Below are 20,387 nucleotides of genomic sequence, written 5' to 3'. Positions count from 1 at the left end.
GACTGAGTAGGAGTGACTCCATGGTAGTCGATAACACGCTGAATAGCTATAATGATGACGCCATTCAAATACTAGAAGGCCTGGACGCAGTTCGTAAACGTCCAGGTATGTATATTGGTTCAACGGATCAACGAGGCTTACACCATCTCATCTATGAGATTGTAGATAATGCAGTCGATGAGGTCTTATCCGGCTTTGCCGATTCGATCCAAGTAATTCTCCATGAGGATGGGAGTATTGAAGTAGCTGATAATGGTCGGGGGATGCCGATTGGTCAGCACGAATCTGGCGTGCCGACTATCCAAGTCATCTTCACCATCCTTCATGCTGGTGGTAAATTTGGTCAAGGCGGCTATAAATCTGCTGGTGGTCTCCATGGGGTGGGGGCCAGCGTGGTTAACGCCTTATCGTCTTGGTTAACAGTGGATGTTCAACGGGATGGCTATAATTATCGCATGACCTTTAAGAATGGTGGCCATCCCCAAGGCAAACTCGTCAAAACCAAGATCAATAATAAGAAGGTTCATGGTACTCAGGTTCGTTTTATGCCTGATGCAGAAGTCTTTGGTAAGCGGACCGTCGATTATGAAGTCATCAAAGAGAGAATTCGCGAATCGGCTTTTTTACTGAAAGATCTGACCATCTCGATTGAAGACCGCCGTCAACCCGCGGAAGAAGCAGGATCATTTAAAGCTGAAGTCTTCCATTATGACCAAGGATTAGGGGATTTCATTGGCTATTTAAATGAAGAAAAAGAAGTCTTAGGGGAAATTGGCCTGTTCTCGACAGAAGTAGACGGTTTCGAAATTGACTTTGCCTTTCAATATAATGACGGTTATTCAGAAACCATTCTTTCTTTCGCCAATAATGTCCGAACAAGTGGGGGAGGAAGTCATGAAACAGGTCTAAAATCCGGCATGACCAAAGCTTTCAACGATTACGCGCGAAAAGTTGGCCTCTTGAAAGATAAAGACAGAAATTTAGAAGGATCTGATGTACGGGAAGGCTTAACCGCCATTATCTCAATTCGGGTTCCCGAACAATATCTGCAATTTGAAGGGCAAACCAAAGAGAAACTAGGAACTCCTAAGGCGCGGTCACTGGTGGATAATGCGATTTATGAATTTCTGACCTTGTATTTAAATGAGAATGGCAATTTCTCTCAAATGATTCTAAAGAAAGCCATCCGCGCTCGGGAGACCCGCGAAGCTGCCCGTAAGGCTCGGGATGCTGCCCGATCTGGTAGTAAGAAGTCTCAGCAAGAACGCTTAATTTCTGGTAAATTAACCAAAGCTCAGTCAAAAGACACGAGTAAGAATGAATTATATTTGGTCGAAGGAGATTCGGCTGGTGGCTCAGCTAAATTAGGTCGCGACCGGCGGTATCAAGCGATATTACCTCTGCGTGGCAAGGTCATTAATACTGAAAAAGCATCAATCCAAGATATTATGAAGAATGAAGAGATTAATACCATGATTTATACAATCGGCGCTGGCGTAGGGGCTGATTTTAATTTGGCTGATGCGAATTATGACAAGATTATTATTATGACGGATGCGGATACTGATGGGGCTCACATTCAGGTTTTATTATTGACTTTCTTTTATCGATATATGAAGCCATTGCTGGAGGCGGGTCGAGTTTATCTGGCTATGCCGCCCTTATACAAAGTATCTAAGGGCAAGGGTAAGAAAGAAGTGATTGAATATGCCTGGACGGATGAAGAACTGACCGACAAAATTAAATTAGTCGGTAAAGGCTATCAATTGCAACGATACAAAGGTTTAGGAGAAATGAATGCTGAACAATTGTGGGAAACAACTATGAATCCAGAAAGTCGCTTGTTAATCAGAGTAACGATTGAAGATATGGCTATGTCTGAAAGACGCTTGACCACCTTAATGGGGGCAAAAGTTGATCCGCGGAGACAATGGATTGAAGAACATGTCAAATTTACCTTAGATGAAGAGGATACCTTGTTGAATGCCAAGAGCCAGGATGCCACAGAGAAGATTACGGCTCAAATCGAAGATGAATCGACTCCAGAAGCTATTCAGCCGGTGGATCTTCAGCTGAACTTATTTGGGGAGGAGGATGAATAATGCCTGCGCATCAAGAAAATATTCAAGAAATGTCTTTCTCCAATGTGATTGGAGACCGTTTTGGTCGGTATTCAAAATATATTATTCAAGACCGGGCTTTGCCAGATATCCGTGATGGGTTGAAGCCGGTTCAACGTCGAATACTTTATGCGATGTATCGAGATCGCAATACCCAGGATCATCCTTATCGTAAATCGGCGAAGACGGTTGGGAACGTGATTGGGAATTATCATCCTCATGGGGACACTTCCGTGTATGATGCCATGGTCCGGATGAGTCAATCATGGAAGAACCGAGAACCCTTAATTGATATGCATGGGAATAACGGGTCGATGGATGGTGACCCTGCTGCGGCCATGCGTTATACTGAAGCTCGTTTGACTGCGATTGCTGCAGAACTCTTAGAAGATATTGATGCGGAGACCGTCGATCACGCGCTAAACTTTGATGATAGTTTAGAAGAGCCTGTTGTTTTACCGGCGAAATTCCCTAATCTCTTAGTCAATGGGGCCACCGGTATTTCAGCCGGCTATGCTACCGATATTCCACCGCATAATTTAAGCGAAGTGATTGATGCCCTTATCTATCTTTTGCAACATCCGACATGTAAGTTAGCTGACTTATTGAAATTTATCAAAGGGCCTGATTTTCCTACTGGAGCCATTATCATGGGCGCTAAAGACTTAGCCGAAGTCTATCGGACTGGTCGAGGCAAAGTGGTAATGCGTGCCAAGACCGAGATTGAACCCCTTCGTGGTAATAAGTCACAGATTGTAGCGACCGAATTGCCTTATGAGGTCAATAAATTGAAATTAATCCAACGGATCGACGAAATTCGCTTGCAAGGTAAGATTGAAGGGATTGCTGAAGTGCGCGATGAATCTGACCGCAAGGGACTAAGAATTGTTGTCGAATTAAAACGGGATGCCGATAGTGACGGTATTTTGAATTACTTATTAAAGAATACTGATTTACAAATGAATTATAACTTTAATATGGTGGCCATCCACGAGAATCGACCGATTCAGGCCAGTCTACCTATACTCTTGCAGGCCTACTTAGGTCATCGCCAAGAAGTTATCCGACGCCGGACCCAATATCAACAGAAAGTCGACAGCAAACGGCTTCATATTGTTGATGGATTAATTCGACTGGTTTCGATCTTAGATGAAGTCATTCAAGTGATTCGAGCTAGCCAGAACAAGCAGGATGCAAAAGAGAATCTTCAAAAGAATTTCGATTTTACCGCTCAACAAGCCGAAGCAATCGTCAATTTACAACTGTATCGTCTGACCAATACCGATATTGTTGATTTACAGAACGAACGCTTGGAACTCAATGAGCGCTTAATGATGTACCAACAAATTCTAAGTCATGAGAAAGTGCTCAATAAAGTCTTAATTGATGAATTAAAGGATATTAAGAAGCGTTATGGCAGTCCACGCCTGACTCAAGTAGAAGAAGAGGTTGAAGAAATCTCGGTGGATACTAGTCTTTTAGTGACCGAGGAATCGGTGGTGGTCACCGTGACCAAGAATGGTTATTACAAACGGACCAGCCTTAGATCCTATCAGTCATCAGATATAGATAGTATTGGTGTGGCAGATTTGGATCAGCTGATCTTTGCCCAAGTCTTGTCGACCTACGATGCCTTAGTTATGATCACGACTCAAGGCAATTATATCCATATTCCTGTCTATGAACTCCCTGAAATTAAATGGAAAGATATTGGGGTCCATCTTTCCCAGCACTATATATTGGCAGAGAATGAAAATATTTTAGCGGCCTTTGTCGGTGTTGGTGGCATTGAAGATCCGGAAAAAGAGACCACTCACCCCATCGAAGATGAACTATTATTAACCAGTCAGCAAGGGATGACCAAACGGATTAAGCTAAGTGATTTAACAACCTATCGAAGTTACAAGTCACGGACCAGTCAAGCCATGGTCTTAAATTCAGGCGACCAATTAGTTTCCGCTGATCGGGTTAAGGCTGAGGACGACCAAGAAGTCTTGATATTAACCCATCGATCTTATGCCATCCGCTACCCCTTAGTCGAAGTTTCTCTATATGGACCAAAGGCCAAGGGTGTCAAGGCAATCAATCTTAAGCAAGATGACTATATCATCGCTAGCACCGTCATCAATCCAAGTAATCAGCAAACCAGTGTCATGATATTCACTCAAAAGGGACATATTAAACAATTTAAGCCGGAGATTATCCCGCTAACCAAAAGAGGCGGACGGGGCTTACTCCTCTTAAAGGAATTGAAACGAGATCCTCATCGTGTGCTCTATGCCAGCCCATTATATCAACCTATAGATCAAGTCAGGGTCTTGGGCGATACTGGACAAGATGTTTACTTGAGCCAAGCTGATGTTCCTTTGTCAGAACGTTTAAGCAATGGTTCAAACCTGACTGAGCTTGCCCAATTGGGTCAAGTCATTGCCTTTACGACTGATCCTTTAATGGTCCTAAAGCAAAGTGAGAATATTTCTTAAGTTTTCATCGGGGACTAAATAGTGTAAAATATGTATGTAAATTAATTTAGGAGGCATAAGAATGACAAAATTTTTAGTATTTGGCCATAAAAATCCGGATACCGACGCAATCAGTGCAGCTATTGCAATGAGTTATTTTCTAGAGAAATCAGGCGAAGAAGCTGAACCCGTTGCTTTAGGTCCTGTGAATGATGAAACAGCCTTTGCTTTGAAGAAATTCAACTGTGAAGCTCCGCGGGTTGTGAGTCAAGTCAGCCAAGAAGTTAATCATGTGGCTTTAGTAGACCATAATGAACCCCAACAATCGGTAGAGGACCTGGGTCAAGTTCAAGTTGATTACGTGGTTGACCACCACCGTATTCAAGGATTTGAGACAGCGCAACCTCTTTATTATCGAGCAGAACCGATTGGCTGTACATCAACAATATTATACAAGCTCTTCAAGGAACACGATTTTGATATTCCGCAAGCGATTGCTGGCTTGATGCTTTCCGCGATTATTTCTGACACCTTACTCTTTAAGTCTCCAACCTCAACTCATCAAGATAAAGATGCGGCTGTGGAATTGGCTAAGATTGCCGATGTGAACTTAGAAGAATATGGTCTCGAACTATTGAAATCTGGAACCAATTTAGACAGTAAGTCAGAGGCAGATATAGTGAATGGTGATGCAAAGAACTTCACCATGGCAGGGCGTAATGTCCGCGTCTCTCAAGTCAATGTTGTTGGCTTCGACGATATTCTAACCCGTAAAGATGCTTTATTAACCCAAATGAAAGCGGATATGGACGTTTACAACTATGACTTATCCTTATTAGTGATTACTGATATTTTGGAATCGACTTCCTTAGGATTGGTCCAAGGTAAAGATGCTGAATTCGTTGAGAAAGCTTTTGCGGGTCAAATTTCAGATCAAGCAATTAGTTTGCCAGGAGTGGTTTCTCGGAAGAAACAAGTCGTTCCTCAATTAACTCAAGCTTTTGAACAATAAAAGTATTAATCATTAAATAGAAGAAAGCCAAGCTCCGTGATGAATGACATCCATGGAGTTTGGCTTTTTGAATTAGAGCTACTCAATTTGTTCAAGTCGTTGAATCAATTCGCTTTCGGGTGTGGCATAATAAGTGGTCTGTCCTTCATAAATGACAAAGCCAGGCTTTGCCCCATTGGGCTTGCGCAGATGTTTAACCTGTACCGCATCAACTGGGACATTGGCTGAGTCTTTAGCCCGGGAGAAATAGGCAGCAATGGCAGCCGCTTCTTGAAAACTTGTCGAACTTGGTTGACTATTGGCAATTATGACATGGGCGCCCGGAATATCCTTGCTATGTAACCACCAAAATTGCTTATTGGCTTTCTTAAGACTAAGCTCATCATTTTGCCGATTATTCCGTCCCACATAGATGTCATCCCCATCTGAGGATTTAAAGTGACGAGGTTGGGATCCGGTTTGAGCGCGTTTTTTAATTGAAGATTTCTTACGCCGTAAATAATGTTGTTCAATGAGTTCATCTTTGATATCTTCAATATCAGTCAAGTCAGCCTGTTCGACTTGGAGGAGAATCCCTTCAAGGTAGGCATTTTCAGCTTGAGTGATCGCTTTTTGACGGTCAATATATTTTAAGGAATCCCGGTACTTGGCATAGCGTTTGAAATAGGCTTGGCTGTTCTCGATGGCAGATTTACGAACATCGAGGGTAATCTCTAAGGGCTCGTTATCTTGATAATAATTAGGTAAGGAGACTGAACTTTCTCCTTTATGAATATCATGGGCATAGGCGGCTAGCAGTTCTCCAGCGATGCGATAGTTTTCAGCGTTCGCTGCTATTTGACGATCTTTGTTAAGTTTTTCCAATTTGTTGTGATTTCTGTTCAAGACTTGTTTGATCGTTTGTAAGATATCGCCTGAAAGTTGCTGAACGCGGTCATGGTGGACCCGGTGTTGATAGTAACGATCGACCAGGCTTGATAAGGAATCGAAGCCTTGACCAGCTTCCTCTAAATAATCTAGGGCCATCAAATAATACAGAGGTTTAGTTCGGTCTAAGTACAAAGTAGGTTGGCCATCTTGAACTTGTTGGCGAAAGGCTTGCAAAGCGCGGTAGGGGCTAAAGGCTTGCGCTTGTAGCCAATAGCTTAATTGCTGCTTTCCTTCTCTGCCTAAGCCTTGAATGACCTGATTTGCTTTGCCTGCTTTGATCGTTTCGCCATGTTTGAGGGCGAAGGTTAATAAGTCGTCTTCTGACATAGCAAGAATATTCTCTTGTTGATCCTGGCTCGGTGGAAATCGATAGTTGGCCCCGGCCTGTAGAATCCGGTATGAATTCAGCGAAGCGGGTACATGTTTGATACAATCAATAATCACTTGTTTCTGGCTATCAACGAGAACGATATTTGAATGGCGACCCATTAATTCAAAAATCAGTTGATAAGGCCGTCGGTCGCCTAATTCATCTCGACCGCTCAGTTCAAAGATTACAATCCGATCGTTGTCGACTTGACGAATATCGAGAATGGTTGAATTTTCGATATGTTTACGTAATAGCATGTTGAACATGGGCGCTTTTTGGGGATTAGCCGGGCGTTCCTGACTTAGATGGAGGCGATAATAGACGGGATGAATCGATGCTACCAAGCGCGAATTTTTGCCTTGGGCTCGAATCTGCATATGTAATTCCTGTTCAAACGGCTGATATATTTTATGAATTCGACCCATTAATAATTGTTGCCGAAGCTCTTCCACCATCACATGCGTAAAAAATCCATCAAAAGACATTCAATCACTCCTTAGTGAAGTATAAGCATATAAATCATAGCATAAAAATAAATTGTATTAGGGTTAAACCATCCTTAATCATGAATTGAGACTTGACTCTACTGTTAAAGATGGTATGATAAAATCAATTTAAAGAAAGGGGCAAGGTCCATGTCTACAACAAATACATTATATATGAACTGGCAAAGCTGGCATAGATAGGTTGTAAACTTGGACATTCCATGGATACAACCCAGTTTTTGATGAACTGAATTGTATCTATGTGGCTCATCATAGTTTACCACATAGGCAGGCACTATGTGGTTATTTTTATACTAACCCATGGTGTGGGTTAGTATTTTTTATTAGAAAGAAGGATTTTATGAAGGCCCTTAAGAAACTTTTCCTTGCTTGCGCTCTATTATTATCGTTAGTTGTTCCACCCACTGTTTCAGCCCAGCACCAGAATAGAGAAGATTTAAAGATTGTGATTGTTCAGTTGGTTACTCACCCATCTTTAGATGCCATTCGTCAAGGTTTTATCGAAGAATTAGATTAGCAGGGTTACCAGACTGGGCGAGATTTAAACCTAATTGAATTAAATGCAGAAGGGGACATGAACCTCTTAAATACTTTAGCGAAACAAGCAGTCCATGAAGAACCAGACTATATTATTGCCATCACAACGCCCGTGGCCCAGGCTATTCAGAAAGTGACCTCAGATATTCCAGTAATTCTTGCTGGGATTACTGACCCGGTGGGTGCTGATTTAGTCGATCGCTTGGAAGAACCCGGCGGAAATATTTCAGGAATCAGTGATTTAATTCCGATCGAAGCACAGATTGACTATATTCAGGAACTGTATCCGTCAGCCAAGACCTTGGGCTTCATTTATTCGCAGGGTGAAGATAACTCAGAAGCAGAAGTCCGTCGTGCCGAACAAGCAGCCCAAGCTAAGGGATATTCTGTGGTTACCCAAGGGATTAGTTCAGCGATTGATATGCAGAAAGTGGCCCAACAACTTCTAGGTCAAGTGGATGCCGTGTATGTGGGTTCAGATAATACCATTGCCAGTGCCTTTGAAAGCTTAGTCAAAGAAGCGGATAAAGTGCATAAGCCAATTTTCTCACCAGTCGAACCGATGATTGAACAAGGAGCTCTGGCCGGGTTAGCGATTGACCAGAAAGAAATTGGTCAGAAATCGGCCCAATTCTTAATCCGTCTTGAAGATCAAAATCTGGATATTGGCCAACAAGCAATTGAAATGATGGAGAATTATCGACCGATGGTCAATGAGCAAGTGGCTAAGCAATATTTACAAGACCAGGTTTCACCTGAACGACATGCGAGCGGCCAGGCATCGAGCTTCAGACTTTATTTAAATGCGATTGGTCAAGGTTTGTTGTGGGCTATCATGGGCTTGGGACTCTTCATTAGCTTTAGAATCTTGAAATTTGCCGATCTGACTTCTGAAGCTTCCTTTACCATTGGTGCTGCCACCAGTCTAGTCCTCTTACGGCAGGGCGTTCATCCCTTACTGGCCATTCTCTTAGCTATCTTGATGGGGAGTCTAGCAGGACTTATGACAGCGATTTTGATGACTGCCTTTGATATTCCCGGCCTATTAGCAAGTATTATCAGTTTAACCGCCCTCTATTCAATTAATTTGCGTTTAATGGGGCGACCTAATCTCAGTCTTCGAGGGGCTCCTTCAATTTTTGAATTATTGGGAAATTTTGGTATTAGTGGATTAAGTAGTATCTTTGTCGTGGGTATTTTGGTCTCGGCAGGGCTTATCTTCTTTCTAATCAGCTTCTTCCGCACGGATTTGGGCCAAGCCTTAATTGCGACCGGGGATAATGAATTAATGGCTAAATCTCTAGGAATTCGCGTGAATCAGATGAAAGTCTTAGCCTTGATGCTATCTAATGGCTTTATCGCCTTATGTGGGAGTCTGGTCAGCCAGAATAATGGCTTTGCTGATGTTTCGATGGGAACTGGAACCGTGGTTATTGCCTTATCAGCCATTGTAATCGGCGAGGTTGTCATCCACCATGAGATTACCTTAGCTAAGCGGTTAGCTGCTATCGTAGTTGGTGCCATTATTTATCAATTAATCTTAACCTTTGTCTTACAGCTCGGTTTCCAACCCAATGATTTTAAATTAATTTCTGCCTTAGTTCTTGCCTTATTCTTAGCTTTGCCCAAATTACGGCGCAAACAGAAAGATTATTTGGCCAAAATTAAACAAGGAGGTCGCATTTAATGGCAACTTTGCGTATAAATCATCTTCATAAGTCCTTCATTAATAAATTTGGCGAACGGATTGCCGGTCTCCATGATATCAATCTAAGGGTTGAGGAAGGGGAGATTATCGGCATCGTCGGTACTAACGGGGCCGGCAAATCGACCTTAATGAATTGCTTGACGGGGCAAATTCCGGTCGATTCAGGTCAAATATTTATCGATGAAGAGCAAGTGGATCACTGGGGACAAATCAAATTGGCCAAGTATATTGGCCGAGTCTTTCAAGACCCACGCTTAGGCACAGCGCCCCGGATGACTGTCTTTGAAAATCTGATCCTAGCTAAGAAACGGGGCCAGGTTAGAACTTTAAAACGTTCTTTGACACCAACGAATTATCAAGAGCTCCAGGACTATTTAAGTCAATTTCATTTAAATCTTGATCAACGCTTAGACCTGCCGATTGAGAATTTATCCGGCGGTCAAAGACAGATTATTGCTTTGCTGATGGCAACCTTACAAAAACCTAAAATATTGATCCTCGATGAACATACGGCCGCTTTAGATCCTCGAACAGCAAAACAGGTTATGCAGATGTCTTATCAGATGATTCGTCAACTCAATTTAACTAGTTTTATGATTACTCACCAACTGCAAGATGCTTTAGACTATTCCGATCGTTTGTTAGTGCTTCATCAAGGACGAATTGTAAACCAATATGCTAAAGAGGACATTGCGTCCTTAACCACGACAGATTTATTCCGTCGTTTAGAAGAATTAATGGAGACGGATCGTTAAGCCCTGATTAATGATTGATACTTTTGGCGTAAGTCGATGGACTGACCCCAAATTCCTTGCGAAAAGCTCGGGAAAAGTATTGAATCGAGCCATAACCCAGCTTCTCGGCAATTTCGGTAATCGATTGGCTGGTATGTTGCATTAATTCTTTGCTGCGTTGCAGACGAATCTGATTAATAAATGTTTTTGGCGAACAATTTGCCTGACTCAGGAAAAGATTCTGAACCGTTGAACGTGATAAGTCAAAATGCTTTACCAAATCTGCGACTTCATTCCGTTCTTCAATATTTTCCTTGAGGTAAGCCACCATTTCTTTAAATAAATCATTCTCGTAATTGGACCGCATTGATGAAAGGGCAGTATTCTGTCGGTCTTTCTCATGACGTAAGGAACGAATAAGGAAATTATAGATAAAATTTATCAACTTATCTTTAAAATAAGAACTCTGTTCAACTTGCGAAGATTGAATTTCTTGAATTTCCTTCAGCAATTGATTATCATGGACAAACAGTCTTTGAACCTGGTTATATAATTGCTTTTCTAAGCCTTGACAAGCGAAGGTAAAGGTTAGGATGTTGGCTTGCTTACCCGTTAGATGGTGGATACTCGCTTTTTGTTGCGGATAGGTCAAGAAGGCTTGATCCTGATCCAATTCAAGATGGTGATTTAATAAATCGAGTTGGATGCCCCCCTCGACGACCATTATCAAATTAAATGATGAATGATCTAGTATCAACGGAGGATGGTCTGGCAATAATTCAGCGGATCCGACACTGTAGAGATTGTCTATCTGCAAGTGAGGTGTCCAATCTTGAACACTAATCGCTTTAAGACGGCTATATGTTTCTGGCATATCTTTATCTTGAGCCTGTAGAAAAATCGTACATTCAGGCGTTAAGGCAATCGTATTGAAGTAAACCCCGGCAGGGACCTGAATCGATCCGCTGAGGATATAAGACTTAAGCCCCACCAGTTCATCAGGTTGATGAGTCAAAATAATTAATGCCTGGCCCATGTTCGCGCTGACATAGACAGGCTGTTGAAATTTAAAAAGGATATGGGTAGAATGCTTCTTGATGGTTAATAAATATTTATTGGACCAGGAAAGTCCCGTCTCTTGGGGATTAACCACAGAAAATAAGCTATTCTGTGTTTCTTTGTTGGTAAATGGGTACATAATTAATCCTCCTTTAATAATTATATCCATATTATCCTTAATAAGGATAAATTGCTAGTTTTATTAATAAAGACAACATTTTGCAAGCAAAATTAGGCTTGCGCCCCTCAAGTTTTTAAAGTATTATACTCAAATAGTAATGAACGATAGTGAAAGGACGAGTTAGGAATGTCAAGTATTGAAGTAGCTTTAGTTGATGAGCATTTTATGCATGGCAAAGTGGCAGTCAGCTGGTGTAGTTATTGGGATAGTCATTTAATCATTGTGGTTAATGATGAATTGGTGGGTGACAAGACACGCCAAGGTCTCTTAGAAATGGCTGTTCCGGATGAAATCTCGACTCGTTTTTACTCGATAGAGAAGGCTATTCGTAAATTAAGTAAACTCGATGCCGACAAACGAGCGGTAATCATCACCAAAACCTTGGATGACCTGTTGGCATTAACGGATGCGGGTATCTTTATTCCAAGGGTTGTATTAAGCAGTATTCCTTTTGAGAATGGGGATTTATCTGTGACGCCGGATTTAAGTCTGTCAGCTGAACATATTGCTGCTTTACGTTTATTACAGAATCAAGGAGTTTCGATTGAGTCGCGCCAGACCCCAGAGGATGAGGTAAGCCGGTTAGCCTTGTAATTTTATATGCTAACTATCCTTATAAATATTGATTTAAGCCTATTTTTCGCTCATTTTCCGAAAAATAGGCTTTTTACTTGACAATATTTCTAGCTTATCTTGTGACTTAGAGCTAAGTAGGGTATGATTAAGCTATTAAATAATGTAATACTGTGGATTATGCTGAAAGAGGTAAATCAGATGAAAAAAGCAACAACCATACTCAAATTTATATTCCTTTGTGGGTTGGCTTTTTTAATGACAGCTTGTCAAAATCAAGCCAATCGCTCAAATCAAGATCAGGAAAACAGCCAAGCTTCTGAAATTGTTCAAGAATCGACGACCGAAGCAGTGCCAGACCGATACGTGACCGTGCGATCCATTGGTGATATCTTGCTCCATGATTATGTTTACTGGGATGGAGCGACTCCAGATGGGTCTTACAACTTTGATAAAATGTTCACCCAGGTTAAACCATACTTAGAGAACGCTGATATCACCACGGCTAATATGGAAACCATCGTGGCCGGCTCTAAATTAGGGGTCTCTTCTTATCCCGTGTTTAATGCTCCAGAACAAATCATCGATACCTTAAAGAACGTTGGGGTAGATATCGTTAATAATGCAACTAATCATACCATGGATTGGGGACCGGAAGGGGCACTGGCATCAATTGCTACGCTCAAAGAAAAAGGCATGCCATATGTTGGCTCTTATGAAAATTGGGACGATTATAATACTCCACGGGTGTTAGATGTGAATGGGGTTAAAGTCGGTTTTCTGGCTTATACCTATGGCTTAAACGGCAATTATCTCCCAGAAGATCAAACTTATTTGGCGACTTTGATTGATAATGAGTTGATTCGTTTGGAGATAGAACGTTTAAAGAAATTCTGTGATGTTTCTATTGTAATATTCCATATTGGTGAAGAGAATGATTTCTATCCAAGTGCTTGGCAAGAAGAAGTCTTTAATGTGGCCAAAGAGGCTGGGGCTAACTTCGTTATTGGGGGCCATCCTCATGTCTTGCAGCCAGGTATTATTTGGAATGAATCGCAAGCAGGATTCTACTCACACGGGAACTTCTTATCTGGTCAGGTTCAATTAGATCAGAAGGTTGGATCTATCTGGGAATATCGCTTCAAGATCGACAGTAATAATAAAGTAACCATTGATCAGATGCGCATGATGCCCACTTATAATCCTGGCTATCCTGAATTTGCTAATTATTCGGTCCTACCATTGGCAGATGCTGCTGACTTAGGGGTTATAGATGTGCCTGCTAAGTTTGCCGAACTTAAAGATCGAATCCAGACTTATAACCCAGAGATTGAAGTTGTCGAATATTTAGATTAATTGAGCAAAATAAGAATAACAATTCGAATTAAATTGATAAGAAAACAGCTACAAAGATTGGACTGATTCGCGAATCGGGGGACAACTTTGTAAGTTGTTTTCTTTTTTAGCTTAGCAAGTCTGCTTTTAGCCTTATCTGCTTGATCATACAAGTTGAATTATTTTATCACAAAATATTGACTAAGAAAGACGTGAATATCTTGAGGGAATTACTGATCTTTGAGATCAGTAAATTTTTGCGAACTCATAATTTATGGCTAGAAAAATTATTTTAAAAATTTTAAAAATTTAATAATTTTATTCGTATTTTGTCTACTTCTTGTCTAATTATCCTTGAGAATATTAGAAGGAGATTTTATTGCGAATGAAGTGGATAAAGCTTGTATGGATAAGTTGCTTATTAATGACTAAAATAGTGGAAGCTGAGGAATATGAAAGTATTGAACTTGAAGATCCCTATATTTTGACCCAAGAACTGCCAATCGCTGATATTAATCGTGAAGACTGTATTCAACTAATTCGAGGTGGAGATCAAGCGCAAGAGGAAGATGAATCTATTGCTCTGAAACTAGAAGAATTGCGAGCTGAACTCAAAGAATTAGAAGAAAGTTATCAGGATCTTAACCTTCAGATTGAAAGATTAGAACAAGGAGATCAAGACTCCTTGGGCCAACTCAATAGTCAAATGGAGGAGTTAATCGATCAGATATATCAAGAAGCAAGCCAGCTTCCAAGCTTTCAAGAATTAGCTCAAGAAGATCAACTGGACTGGCTGAGCCAAGATGCTCGTGTCCTAGCATTAGAAGAACAAATGAATGAGATTGAGAATGAAATCAATCACTTAATTGCGCAACGCGATGCGATTGAATCTCGCCATCAACAAGTGGCTTTTGATATCGAAACGTTGGAAGAGCGCATCATTCAACAAGAAGATGATAAATTACAACAGAACCAATGCTTACTCTATCCTTATTCAAGTCCTTATTACCAAGACGAACTGGGATTGACTGATATGGAAGGTAGCGATTTAGGACAATATCTGACCAAAATCGATCAAAAATTAGCCAAATTGGTCCCTAAAGCATACCAAGGGGTAACTTTCGCTGATATTCATCAAACTTACCAAGATTTGCTAACATCTCAACAAGCGACTAATTTATCTATAAATAAAGTACCAGTCGTCTTTAATGAAGCGCAGTTAGCTGACTATCAATATGCTAATGAAATGGGTCTCAATGAATTACAATTGATCGCTAGTTACGCATATGCCCAATATCAGAAAGACCATGATTTTTCACGTTATCAGGAAAGTTATCACGATTTATGGCAACTAAAAGAAGAGCAATTTCTATATTTTGTTGCCATTAATGCAGAGCATTTTACTCAAATTAAAGCAAGTCTGGCCGATTTCTTAAACCATAAGCAATACACTGATGAAACCAGCATTGCTAAGCTAAAGACCCTCCATCAACGCTATCAAATCAAATTGGTTATTTTTGACCAAGACCAGGGCCTTTGGCAAAGTGTTCCCAATGATCAAACCGGCTTTTCAGCCGAGCCACTCTTGGAGACTAGTCCTGAATCCTTCGCTTCAAGTAACTCAGCGACAACATCAGAAGACCAATCATCTTCTATTGAAGAAGGCTTAATCAGTCCTTCAGAAGATTCAATCGACCAGCATGAGAAATTGAGCCAATTAAAGGATAAATTGAAAAAGAAAGGGAAAAAGACCCCCACAAAAAATTTAAAACACAACCAAGCAAAGGGAAAAGAAAAATCAGCTAAAAAAGAAAAAGACAGCAAACCTTTAGCGCTTCCGACAACGGGAGAAGTTGCGGGAATCAATCGCATCCTGCTTGGACTACTCATTATTGGACTCGCAGGAGTCTTGCTTATTCATCGCCATAAACGTAAACAAGCCCGAAAACAAGAGGATATCTCACTCGACTAAACATTTTGTTCGCTGAATTGATGAAAGAAGCGTATACTTAAGAGTGTAAGGAGGATGTTTATGTCAAATATACAGGAACAACTTGATTCATTTACTTCAATTGATCCAGCCAAAGCTGAAAGTTTAATACAAGAAAGAAACGGGAATATTATCTTTGTCGGTCGGCCAAATTGTCCATTCTGCCAAAAGTTTATCCCTAAGCTCTATCAAGTAGCCCAAGAACATCAACTAAATGTTTATTATTTGTTCTCACAAGACCCACGTTATGCCACAGAAATCCAAGACTTCCGCCAAAAATATGGCGTTGAAACGGTGCCTGGTTTAATCTATGCTGGCGAAGAAGTCAAAGTCCGTTGTGATAGCTCGATGACTGAAGCTGAGATTGCCGAATTTGTACAGGCTTAACTTTTAGATTCATAACTAAATTACACAAATCCTTCCTTAGACGGAGGGATTTTTATGTTTTTGCGATAAACTATTCAAGTAAAGGAGGGGGCTTATGAATTATCATTTCATCCATCGATGCCTCTGGGCTTATCGCCAATATTTTAAAAGCCAAATCAAATTGTTAAGTATCATGTTCTTAATTTTTGCCGTTGGATTATCTTTAATGAATGTTTCTCATCCAATCTTACTGGCTTTCGGGATTAGCTTGGTCGATGCGCTTCCTTTATTAGGCAGTGGTATCATCTTCATTCCTTGGATCATAATTTGTCTCCTTCAAGGTCAGTTAACATTAACCGTTGCCTTATTTACTTTGTGGCTGACTAGCTTCATCTTGCGCCAAGTGATGGAGAATTATTTGCTTGGCAAAGATTTTGCTATTCCTTTTTACCTACCGATATTTCTGGTAATTCTCTGTAGTCTGGTCTTTAATGTCTTTGCCTGGCTGGCTATTCCTTTATTGCTTCCCTTAGCCGCGGTGCTATATCATTGGTTGAAAGGTCAAAAAACCTATTAAAAAGAGAAAATAAGGAGAACAATTAGAGACTTACCATATAATCTAATCTATGTTAGAATGAATATGTAAGAAATAGGAGAGGGTGTTGGTCATGCCACATACAGTCTATACGAATTATTGGATTAATCGGCGGAACGAAGTTCAGAAAGAACACGGAAGTTATGAAACAGAAGAAGAAGCTTTGGCAGGAATCAAAGCTTGGTGGGAATTGCAAAATGATAATTACCGCGATGTTCAAGAAATTCGCACCAATACTGGTGCTTTAGAGATTACCTATGGTGATGATAACTACTATTATCGAATTGAACCTCGAGTGATTCATGAATCACTTCCTAGCCGAAAATATCGGCTGATGTCCAGTGGCGAAATCATGTCCAAACGCAAGCAACTTAATCTTGATGATGAAACCTTATTATTTGACGAATTAGCAGAACCTCATCGAGATCGAATCATTGTGGCCATGGCTGATAGCAAAAAAGCGAAGGAATGGCTTTATACCAATAGTGGTAAACCTATTTTAAATATTCAAGAATACTTAGCTACCCGACAAGCAAAATAAATTAGATTTGTAACATTAAAATATAATTTTAATAATATTTTTTATCAACGCATTAATTGTTCAACGATTCACTTTGACCAAAATCATAACGGGTTTGGATTCATAAACGAAAACCAATTTGAATTTTCAGATGATTATGGTAATGGGGGATTGGGTATTCTTAATACATTGAGATTAGTATTAAAATATTTTGACAATACACTAGAATTTAAGGATATCTCAGATGCTTATATACCATAGAAAAGGTGAAAGAATGTCGAGATATATCAAAGAAATACTAAAAGACAAAACAAAGTATCTCATTTTAAATTTTATTTTTATGACGATATCTGCTCTTGATGGAGTTATTTCACCTTTTTTCATTGGTCAGATTACTAATTTTATTAATGAAAGAAAATTTGATCGTTTATATGGAAGCTTATTAATGTGGGGATTTAGTGTAACATTCGTAATAATTGCTTTACTAATGGATAATTATTATTTTGGAAAGATCGTTGAAAAAACTAACATTGATTTAAAAACAAATATCTTTGAAAATTCATATTCATTTGAAGGTAAGCAGAATCATACTACAGATTTTACAACAACTATCTTGAGTGATACCAAAGAAATAGAAAACAATTTCTTATTAAGTATTAAAGGTATTATCTATTCTATTCTACAATCTATTATCACACTTAGTTTCTTAGTTTATATCAACTGGAAAGTAGGGTTAATTTTCGTAGTTTTAGGATTTATACCTACTTTTGTCCCTTCGCTTACTTCAAAATGGTTGCAAAATTCAACAAAAGATTGGCAATGGAGTAATAGAAAATATGTAAAGGTTTTAGAAGATGGTTTAGAAGGTAGATCATTAATAGTACGTTATCAAATTAAGGAATATATTTTTAATCATGTAAAAAGTTTTTTGAAGAATTTAGAAAATAAGTATCTTTTCATGAGAATTAAACAAAGTATTTCTTCAAAATTAATTAATATTTTGTACATATGGTCAATTGTTTTCGGTTTCATTATCTGTGTTGACTTAGTAAAAAAAGGGCAAGTCAATGCAGGTATTCTCTTAACAGCATATATGGCTTCGGATAGGGTAACTACTCCTTTAATTTCGATTGCTCATTATTACAATCAAATGCTGACAACAAAGCCAATTTTAGAGAATGTTTTGCACGAACAGCCTATGAATAATAATCAAAAACTAAATTTAATTCAAACAAATAATTTGATTGAAATTGAAGATTTATCGATTATTAGGAACAAGCATATTTTATTTGATAATTTCAATTTAAATATCGAAAAAGGCGATAAAATTTTAATTAAAGGGGCTTCAGGATCTGGAAAATCTACTCTTTTAAAAGTGATCTTAAATGAATTTATTCCGCAAAAAGGTAGAATATCATATAACAATACAATTTTTAATAATGGCATATATAATCAAGTGGCCATTATTGATCAAAATCCATTTATTTTTAATGATACACTTCTATTTAATTTGATTTGGGATAAAAATATTTCCGAAGAAAAAATAATCGACGTGTTAAAAAAAGTCGGCTTAGGTTCATTGGCAAATCATACCGACTTACACACAGAAATAGGCGATGGAGGACGAACTCTTTCAAATGGAGAAATTAAACGACTAGAATTAGCTCGAGCGATATTACATCAAAAAAATATACTTTTGGTCGATGAGGTCTTATCAGGATTAGATTTGAAACGTGCTGAACAAATTAATCAAGTCATTTTCACATATTTTGATACAATCATCGATGTTGAACATCATATTACACCGAAAGACTCTCTTAAATATAATAAAATTATTAATTTGTAACTTTTCTGGGATATCAACCTAACATGCATTATAGAACTCCTATTAACCGCCACTGCTATGCAGTGGTTTTTGATTGGGAAAAGCTTTTTTTCAACCTTAATTTTATTTCAGATTTATTCTCTAAGTAACATTGATGGAAACTATAAATAAATCTCAAACCTGATAAATTGCAGCAAAATCTTGCTATCGTTATAATATGACTATGATAAAACGGTTGCAGGAGGGAATAGGATGCGTGAAATCTTACCCAATCTTTATAGTTTTTCGATTACTTTGCCCAATAGTCCGCTTAAACAGATTAATTCCTATGTCATTAAAGGTCCGGAACGCAATGTCCTATTTGACACGGCTTATAATTTACCCCAATGTCAAGCGGCTCTCCTGTCTGGGCTAGCTGAACTGGATTTAAAGATCGAGGATATGGACTTGGTACTCACTCATTTACATGCTGACCATACTGGGTTGACACATTTGTTTAGTGATGCAGGTTGTCGGATCTACGCCAATCCGATAGATGCCACTTATGCCAATGGCATGGTGAGTGGTAAATATTGGCATTTGATGGATAGTTTTCGCCTTTTATACGGCATGCATGAAGATGAATTACAAATTATGGATAATCCCGGCTATCGTTATCAATTGGCTCATCCTTTTGACTATATTCCTCTCAATATAGGTGAGAAGTTCAGTGTGGGGGACTACCATTTTGAGATTCTGAACTTGATAGGTCACACGCCGGGACATATTGGCCTATATGATCATGATAAACAGATTATCTTTAGTGCAGATACAGTCCTTGACCCAATGACTCCAAATATTACTTATTGGGGGGCTCAATATCCTAGTATCCTGGGTGCTTACTTGAATACTTTAAGACGGTTGAAATCTTTACCGCTAAAATTAATGTTTGCCACTCATCGTAAAATTATTGACTCACCGAAGCAACGTATGGATCAGATTATTCAGCATCATTATGAACGGATGCAGGAAATCTTAGATGCCATGGAAATTGGCCAGGCTTATACCATTCGCGATATTTCGGCCAAAATCAGTTGGCGCATCAAAGCCGAGAGTTGGGATGATTTTCCTAAGAGTCAGAAATGGTTCGCTGCTGGAGAAACCATGGCCCATGCAGAATATCTGGCTAATCTATCCTATTTGGAGCTAACTAAAGTGTCGGGAACACTTTATTTTAAGAAAGTCCGTCAACAGATTGATGTGACAGATTTCGCATAAGTTTTATAGTGAATACTCACTAGATATTGACCTAAGCAGCATTCGCTTGATGAATAGAACTTGTTAGATAAATTGCCCCTTCGTCGGTCAGAAAATAGAAGTCTAAGCAAGTTAAAATCCATCATCAAGTAATCTATAGGAGCAGTATCTAGTCTTTTTATGCTCAAAATCATCACTGAGCAAGATATATGAAGAAGAAATCAAGTCATCCTGGATCATAAGTGGTATTTTATCTGAGCCAATCATATGTTACTAAAATTATTTCATTATATTAGCATAAGTATATTAGTTCGAAGAATTCTTAGCA

16 protein-coding genes and 1 pseudogene are annotated in these 20,387 nt (G+C 39.3%); 15 read left to right on the top strand and 2 right to left on the bottom strand.

The window, feature by feature from the left end; translation table 11 throughout:
- Positions 1–20 precede the first annotated feature (20 nt).
- From parE to M0R79_RS04765, 3 genes are all read left to right on the top strand, one after another.
- On the top strand, positions 21–2,102 hold the full coding sequence (gene parE, locus M0R79_RS04775; protein ID WP_248416145.1) for a DNA topoisomerase IV subunit B: 2,082 nt from the start codon (positions 21–23) through the stop codon (positions 2,100–2,102).
- Positions 2,102–4,603 (top strand): DNA topoisomerase IV subunit A, encoded by a 2,502-nt coding sequence (gene parC / locus M0R79_RS04770; protein ID WP_248416146.1) that lies wholly within the window; start codon positions 2,102–2,104, stop codon positions 4,601–4,603. The genes parE and parC overlap by 1 nt, the downstream gene beginning before the upstream one ends.
- 61 nt (positions 4,604–4,664) lie before the next feature.
- Positions 4,665–5,594 (top strand): manganese-dependent inorganic pyrophosphatase, encoded by a 930-nt coding sequence (locus M0R79_RS04765; protein ID WP_248416147.1) that lies wholly within the window; start codon positions 4,665–4,667, stop codon positions 5,592–5,594.
- Between the two features lie 78 nt (positions 5,595–5,672).
- Here the strand turns inward: M0R79_RS04765 and M0R79_RS04760 are convergent, their stop codons facing one another.
- Positions 5,673–7,379 carry an Rqc2 family fibronectin-binding protein gene (locus M0R79_RS04760; protein WP_248416148.1) on the bottom strand — a complete coding sequence of 569 codons (1,707 nt, stop codon included), beginning with the start codon at positions 7,377–7,379 and terminating at the stop codon, positions 5,673–5,675.
- 361 nt (positions 7,380–7,740) lie between these two features.
- Between M0R79_RS04760 and M0R79_RS04755 the strand changes: the two genes are divergently transcribed.
- The 4 genes and pseudogenes from M0R79_RS04755 to M0R79_RS04740 all read left to right on the top strand — a co-directional run bounded on the left by M0R79_RS04755 (position 7,741) and on the right by M0R79_RS04740 (position 10,400).
- Entirely contained in the window at positions 7,741–7,917 is a 177-nt protein-coding gene (locus M0R79_RS04755) for a hypothetical protein (protein WP_248416149.1), read from the top strand.
- Between the two features lie 15 nt (positions 7,918–7,932).
- Positions 7,933–8,658, top strand: a pseudogene (locus tag M0R79_RS04750) (ABC transporter substrate binding protein); the annotation flags it as partial.
- The gene (locus tag M0R79_RS04745; RefSeq protein WP_259561188.1) at positions 8,644–9,624 is read left to right on the top strand and encodes an ABC transporter permease; all 981 of its coding nucleotides are present in this window, start codon (positions 8,644–8,646) and stop codon (positions 9,622–9,624) included. The pseudogene M0R79_RS04750 and the gene M0R79_RS04745, both read left to right, overlap by 15 nt.
- Positions 9,624–10,400 (top strand): ABC transporter ATP-binding protein, encoded by a 777-nt coding sequence (locus M0R79_RS04740; RefSeq protein ID WP_248416151.1) that lies wholly within the window; start codon positions 9,624–9,626, stop codon positions 10,398–10,400. The genes M0R79_RS04745 and M0R79_RS04740 overlap by 1 nt, the downstream gene beginning before the upstream one ends.
- Positions 10,401–10,407: 7 nt before the next feature.
- Here M0R79_RS04740 and M0R79_RS04735 read toward each other — a convergent pair whose 3' ends face one another.
- On the bottom strand, positions 10,408–11,577 hold the full coding sequence (locus M0R79_RS04735; protein ID WP_248416152.1) for an AraC family transcriptional regulator: 1,170 nt from the start codon (positions 11,575–11,577) through the stop codon (positions 10,408–10,410).
- Positions 11,578–11,745: 168 nt separating this feature from the next.
- On the opposite strand from M0R79_RS04735, the gene M0R79_RS04730 reads away from it, so the two are divergent.
- From M0R79_RS04730 to M0R79_RS04695, 8 genes are all read left to right on the top strand, one after another.
- Positions 11,746–12,213 (top strand): PTS sugar transporter subunit IIB, encoded by a 468-nt coding sequence (locus M0R79_RS04730; protein ID WP_092569832.1) that lies wholly within the window; start codon positions 11,746–11,748, stop codon positions 12,211–12,213.
- A 180-nt stretch (positions 12,214–12,393) separates the two neighbouring features.
- A complete protein-coding gene (locus M0R79_RS04725; RefSeq protein WP_248416153.1) occupies positions 12,394–13,548 on the top strand; it encodes a CapA family protein in 1,155 nt (384 codons plus the stop codon).
- A 403-nt stretch (positions 13,549–13,951) separates the two neighbouring features.
- Positions 13,952–15,499: an LPXTG cell wall anchor domain-containing protein gene (locus M0R79_RS04720; protein WP_248416154.1), complete on the top strand. Its 1,548-nt coding sequence runs from the start codon at positions 13,952–13,954 to the stop codon at positions 15,497–15,499.
- 60 nt (positions 15,500–15,559) lie between these two features.
- Positions 15,560–15,904 (top strand): DUF6568 family protein, encoded by a 345-nt coding sequence (locus tag M0R79_RS04715; protein ID WP_248416155.1) that lies wholly within the window; start codon positions 15,560–15,562, stop codon positions 15,902–15,904.
- Between the two features lie 94 nt (positions 15,905–15,998).
- The gene (locus tag M0R79_RS04710) at positions 15,999–16,460 is read left to right on the top strand and encodes an AI-2E family transporter (RefSeq protein WP_248416156.1); all 462 of its coding nucleotides are present in this window, start codon (positions 15,999–16,001) and stop codon (positions 16,458–16,460) included.
- A 91-nt stretch (positions 16,461–16,551) separates the two neighbouring features.
- Entirely contained in the window at positions 16,552–17,019 is a 468-nt protein-coding gene (locus tag M0R79_RS04705; RefSeq protein WP_092569842.1) for a hypothetical protein, read from the top strand.
- A 253-nt stretch (positions 17,020–17,272) separates the two neighbouring features.
- Complete coding sequence (locus M0R79_RS04700) at positions 17,273–18,844, top strand: ATP-binding cassette domain-containing protein (RefSeq protein WP_248416157.1); 1,572 nt, start codon at positions 17,273–17,275, stop codon at positions 18,842–18,844.
- A 231-nt stretch (positions 18,845–19,075) separates the two neighbouring features.
- On the top strand, positions 19,076–20,080 hold the full coding sequence (locus M0R79_RS04695; RefSeq protein WP_248416158.1) for an MBL fold metallo-hydrolase: 1,005 nt from the start codon (positions 19,076–19,078) through the stop codon (positions 20,078–20,080).
- Positions 20,081–20,387: the final 307 nt, after the last annotated feature.

Origin of the sequence: Ignavigranum ruoffiae, assembly GCF_023195815.2 — a bacterium.
Classification (GTDB): Bacteria; Bacillota; Bacilli; order Lactobacillales; family Aerococcaceae; genus Ignavigranum; species Ignavigranum ruoffiae.
The sequence above is the reverse complement of the archived record's forward strand: the minus strand, read 5'-3'. Positions and strand labels throughout refer to the sequence as shown.

What these genes read in the sequence shown, in the direction of transcription:
- parE (WP_248416145.1), top strand. Translation starts at nt 21, where the DNA reads ATGGTAGTCGATAACACGCTGAATAGCTATAATGATGACGCCATTCAA.
- parC (WP_248416146.1), top strand. Translation starts at nt 2,102, where the DNA reads ATGCCTGCGCATCAAGAAAATATTCAAGAAATGTCTTTCTCCAATGTG.
- M0R79_RS04765 (WP_248416147.1), top strand. Translation starts at nt 4,665, where the DNA reads ATGACAAAATTTTTAGTATTTGGCCATAAAAATCCGGATACCGACGCA.
- M0R79_RS04760 (WP_248416148.1), bottom strand. Translation starts at nt 7,379, where the DNA reads ATGTCTTTTGATGGATTTTTTACGCATGTGATGGTGGAAGAGCTTCGG.
- M0R79_RS04755 (WP_248416149.1), top strand. Translation starts at nt 7,741, where the DNA reads ATGAAGGCCCTTAAGAAACTTTTCCTTGCTTGCGCTCTATTATTATCG.
- M0R79_RS04745 (WP_259561188.1), top strand. Translation starts at nt 8,644, where the DNA reads ATGGTCAATGAGCAAGTGGCTAAGCAATATTTACAAGACCAGGTTTCA.
- M0R79_RS04740 (WP_248416151.1), top strand. Translation starts at nt 9,624, where the DNA reads ATGGCAACTTTGCGTATAAATCATCTTCATAAGTCCTTCATTAATAAA.
- M0R79_RS04735 (WP_248416152.1), bottom strand. Translation starts at nt 11,577, where the DNA reads ATGTACCCATTTACCAACAAAGAAACACAGAATAGCTTATTTTCTGTG.
- M0R79_RS04730 (WP_092569832.1), top strand. Translation starts at nt 11,746, where the DNA reads ATGTCAAGTATTGAAGTAGCTTTAGTTGATGAGCATTTTATGCATGGC.
- M0R79_RS04725 (WP_248416153.1), top strand. Translation starts at nt 12,394, where the DNA reads ATGAAAAAAGCAACAACCATACTCAAATTTATATTCCTTTGTGGGTTG.
- M0R79_RS04720 (WP_248416154.1), top strand. Translation starts at nt 13,952, where the DNA reads ATGACTAAAATAGTGGAAGCTGAGGAATATGAAAGTATTGAACTTGAA.
- M0R79_RS04715 (WP_248416155.1), top strand. Translation starts at nt 15,560, where the DNA reads ATGTCAAATATACAGGAACAACTTGATTCATTTACTTCAATTGATCCA.
- M0R79_RS04710 (WP_248416156.1), top strand. Translation starts at nt 15,999, where the DNA reads ATGAATTATCATTTCATCCATCGATGCCTCTGGGCTTATCGCCAATAT.
- M0R79_RS04705 (WP_092569842.1), top strand. Translation starts at nt 16,552, where the DNA reads ATGCCACATACAGTCTATACGAATTATTGGATTAATCGGCGGAACGAA.
- M0R79_RS04700 (WP_248416157.1), top strand. Translation starts at nt 17,273, where the DNA reads ATGTCGAGATATATCAAAGAAATACTAAAAGACAAAACAAAGTATCTC.
- M0R79_RS04695 (WP_248416158.1), top strand. Translation starts at nt 19,076, where the DNA reads ATGCGTGAAATCTTACCCAATCTTTATAGTTTTTCGATTACTTTGCCC.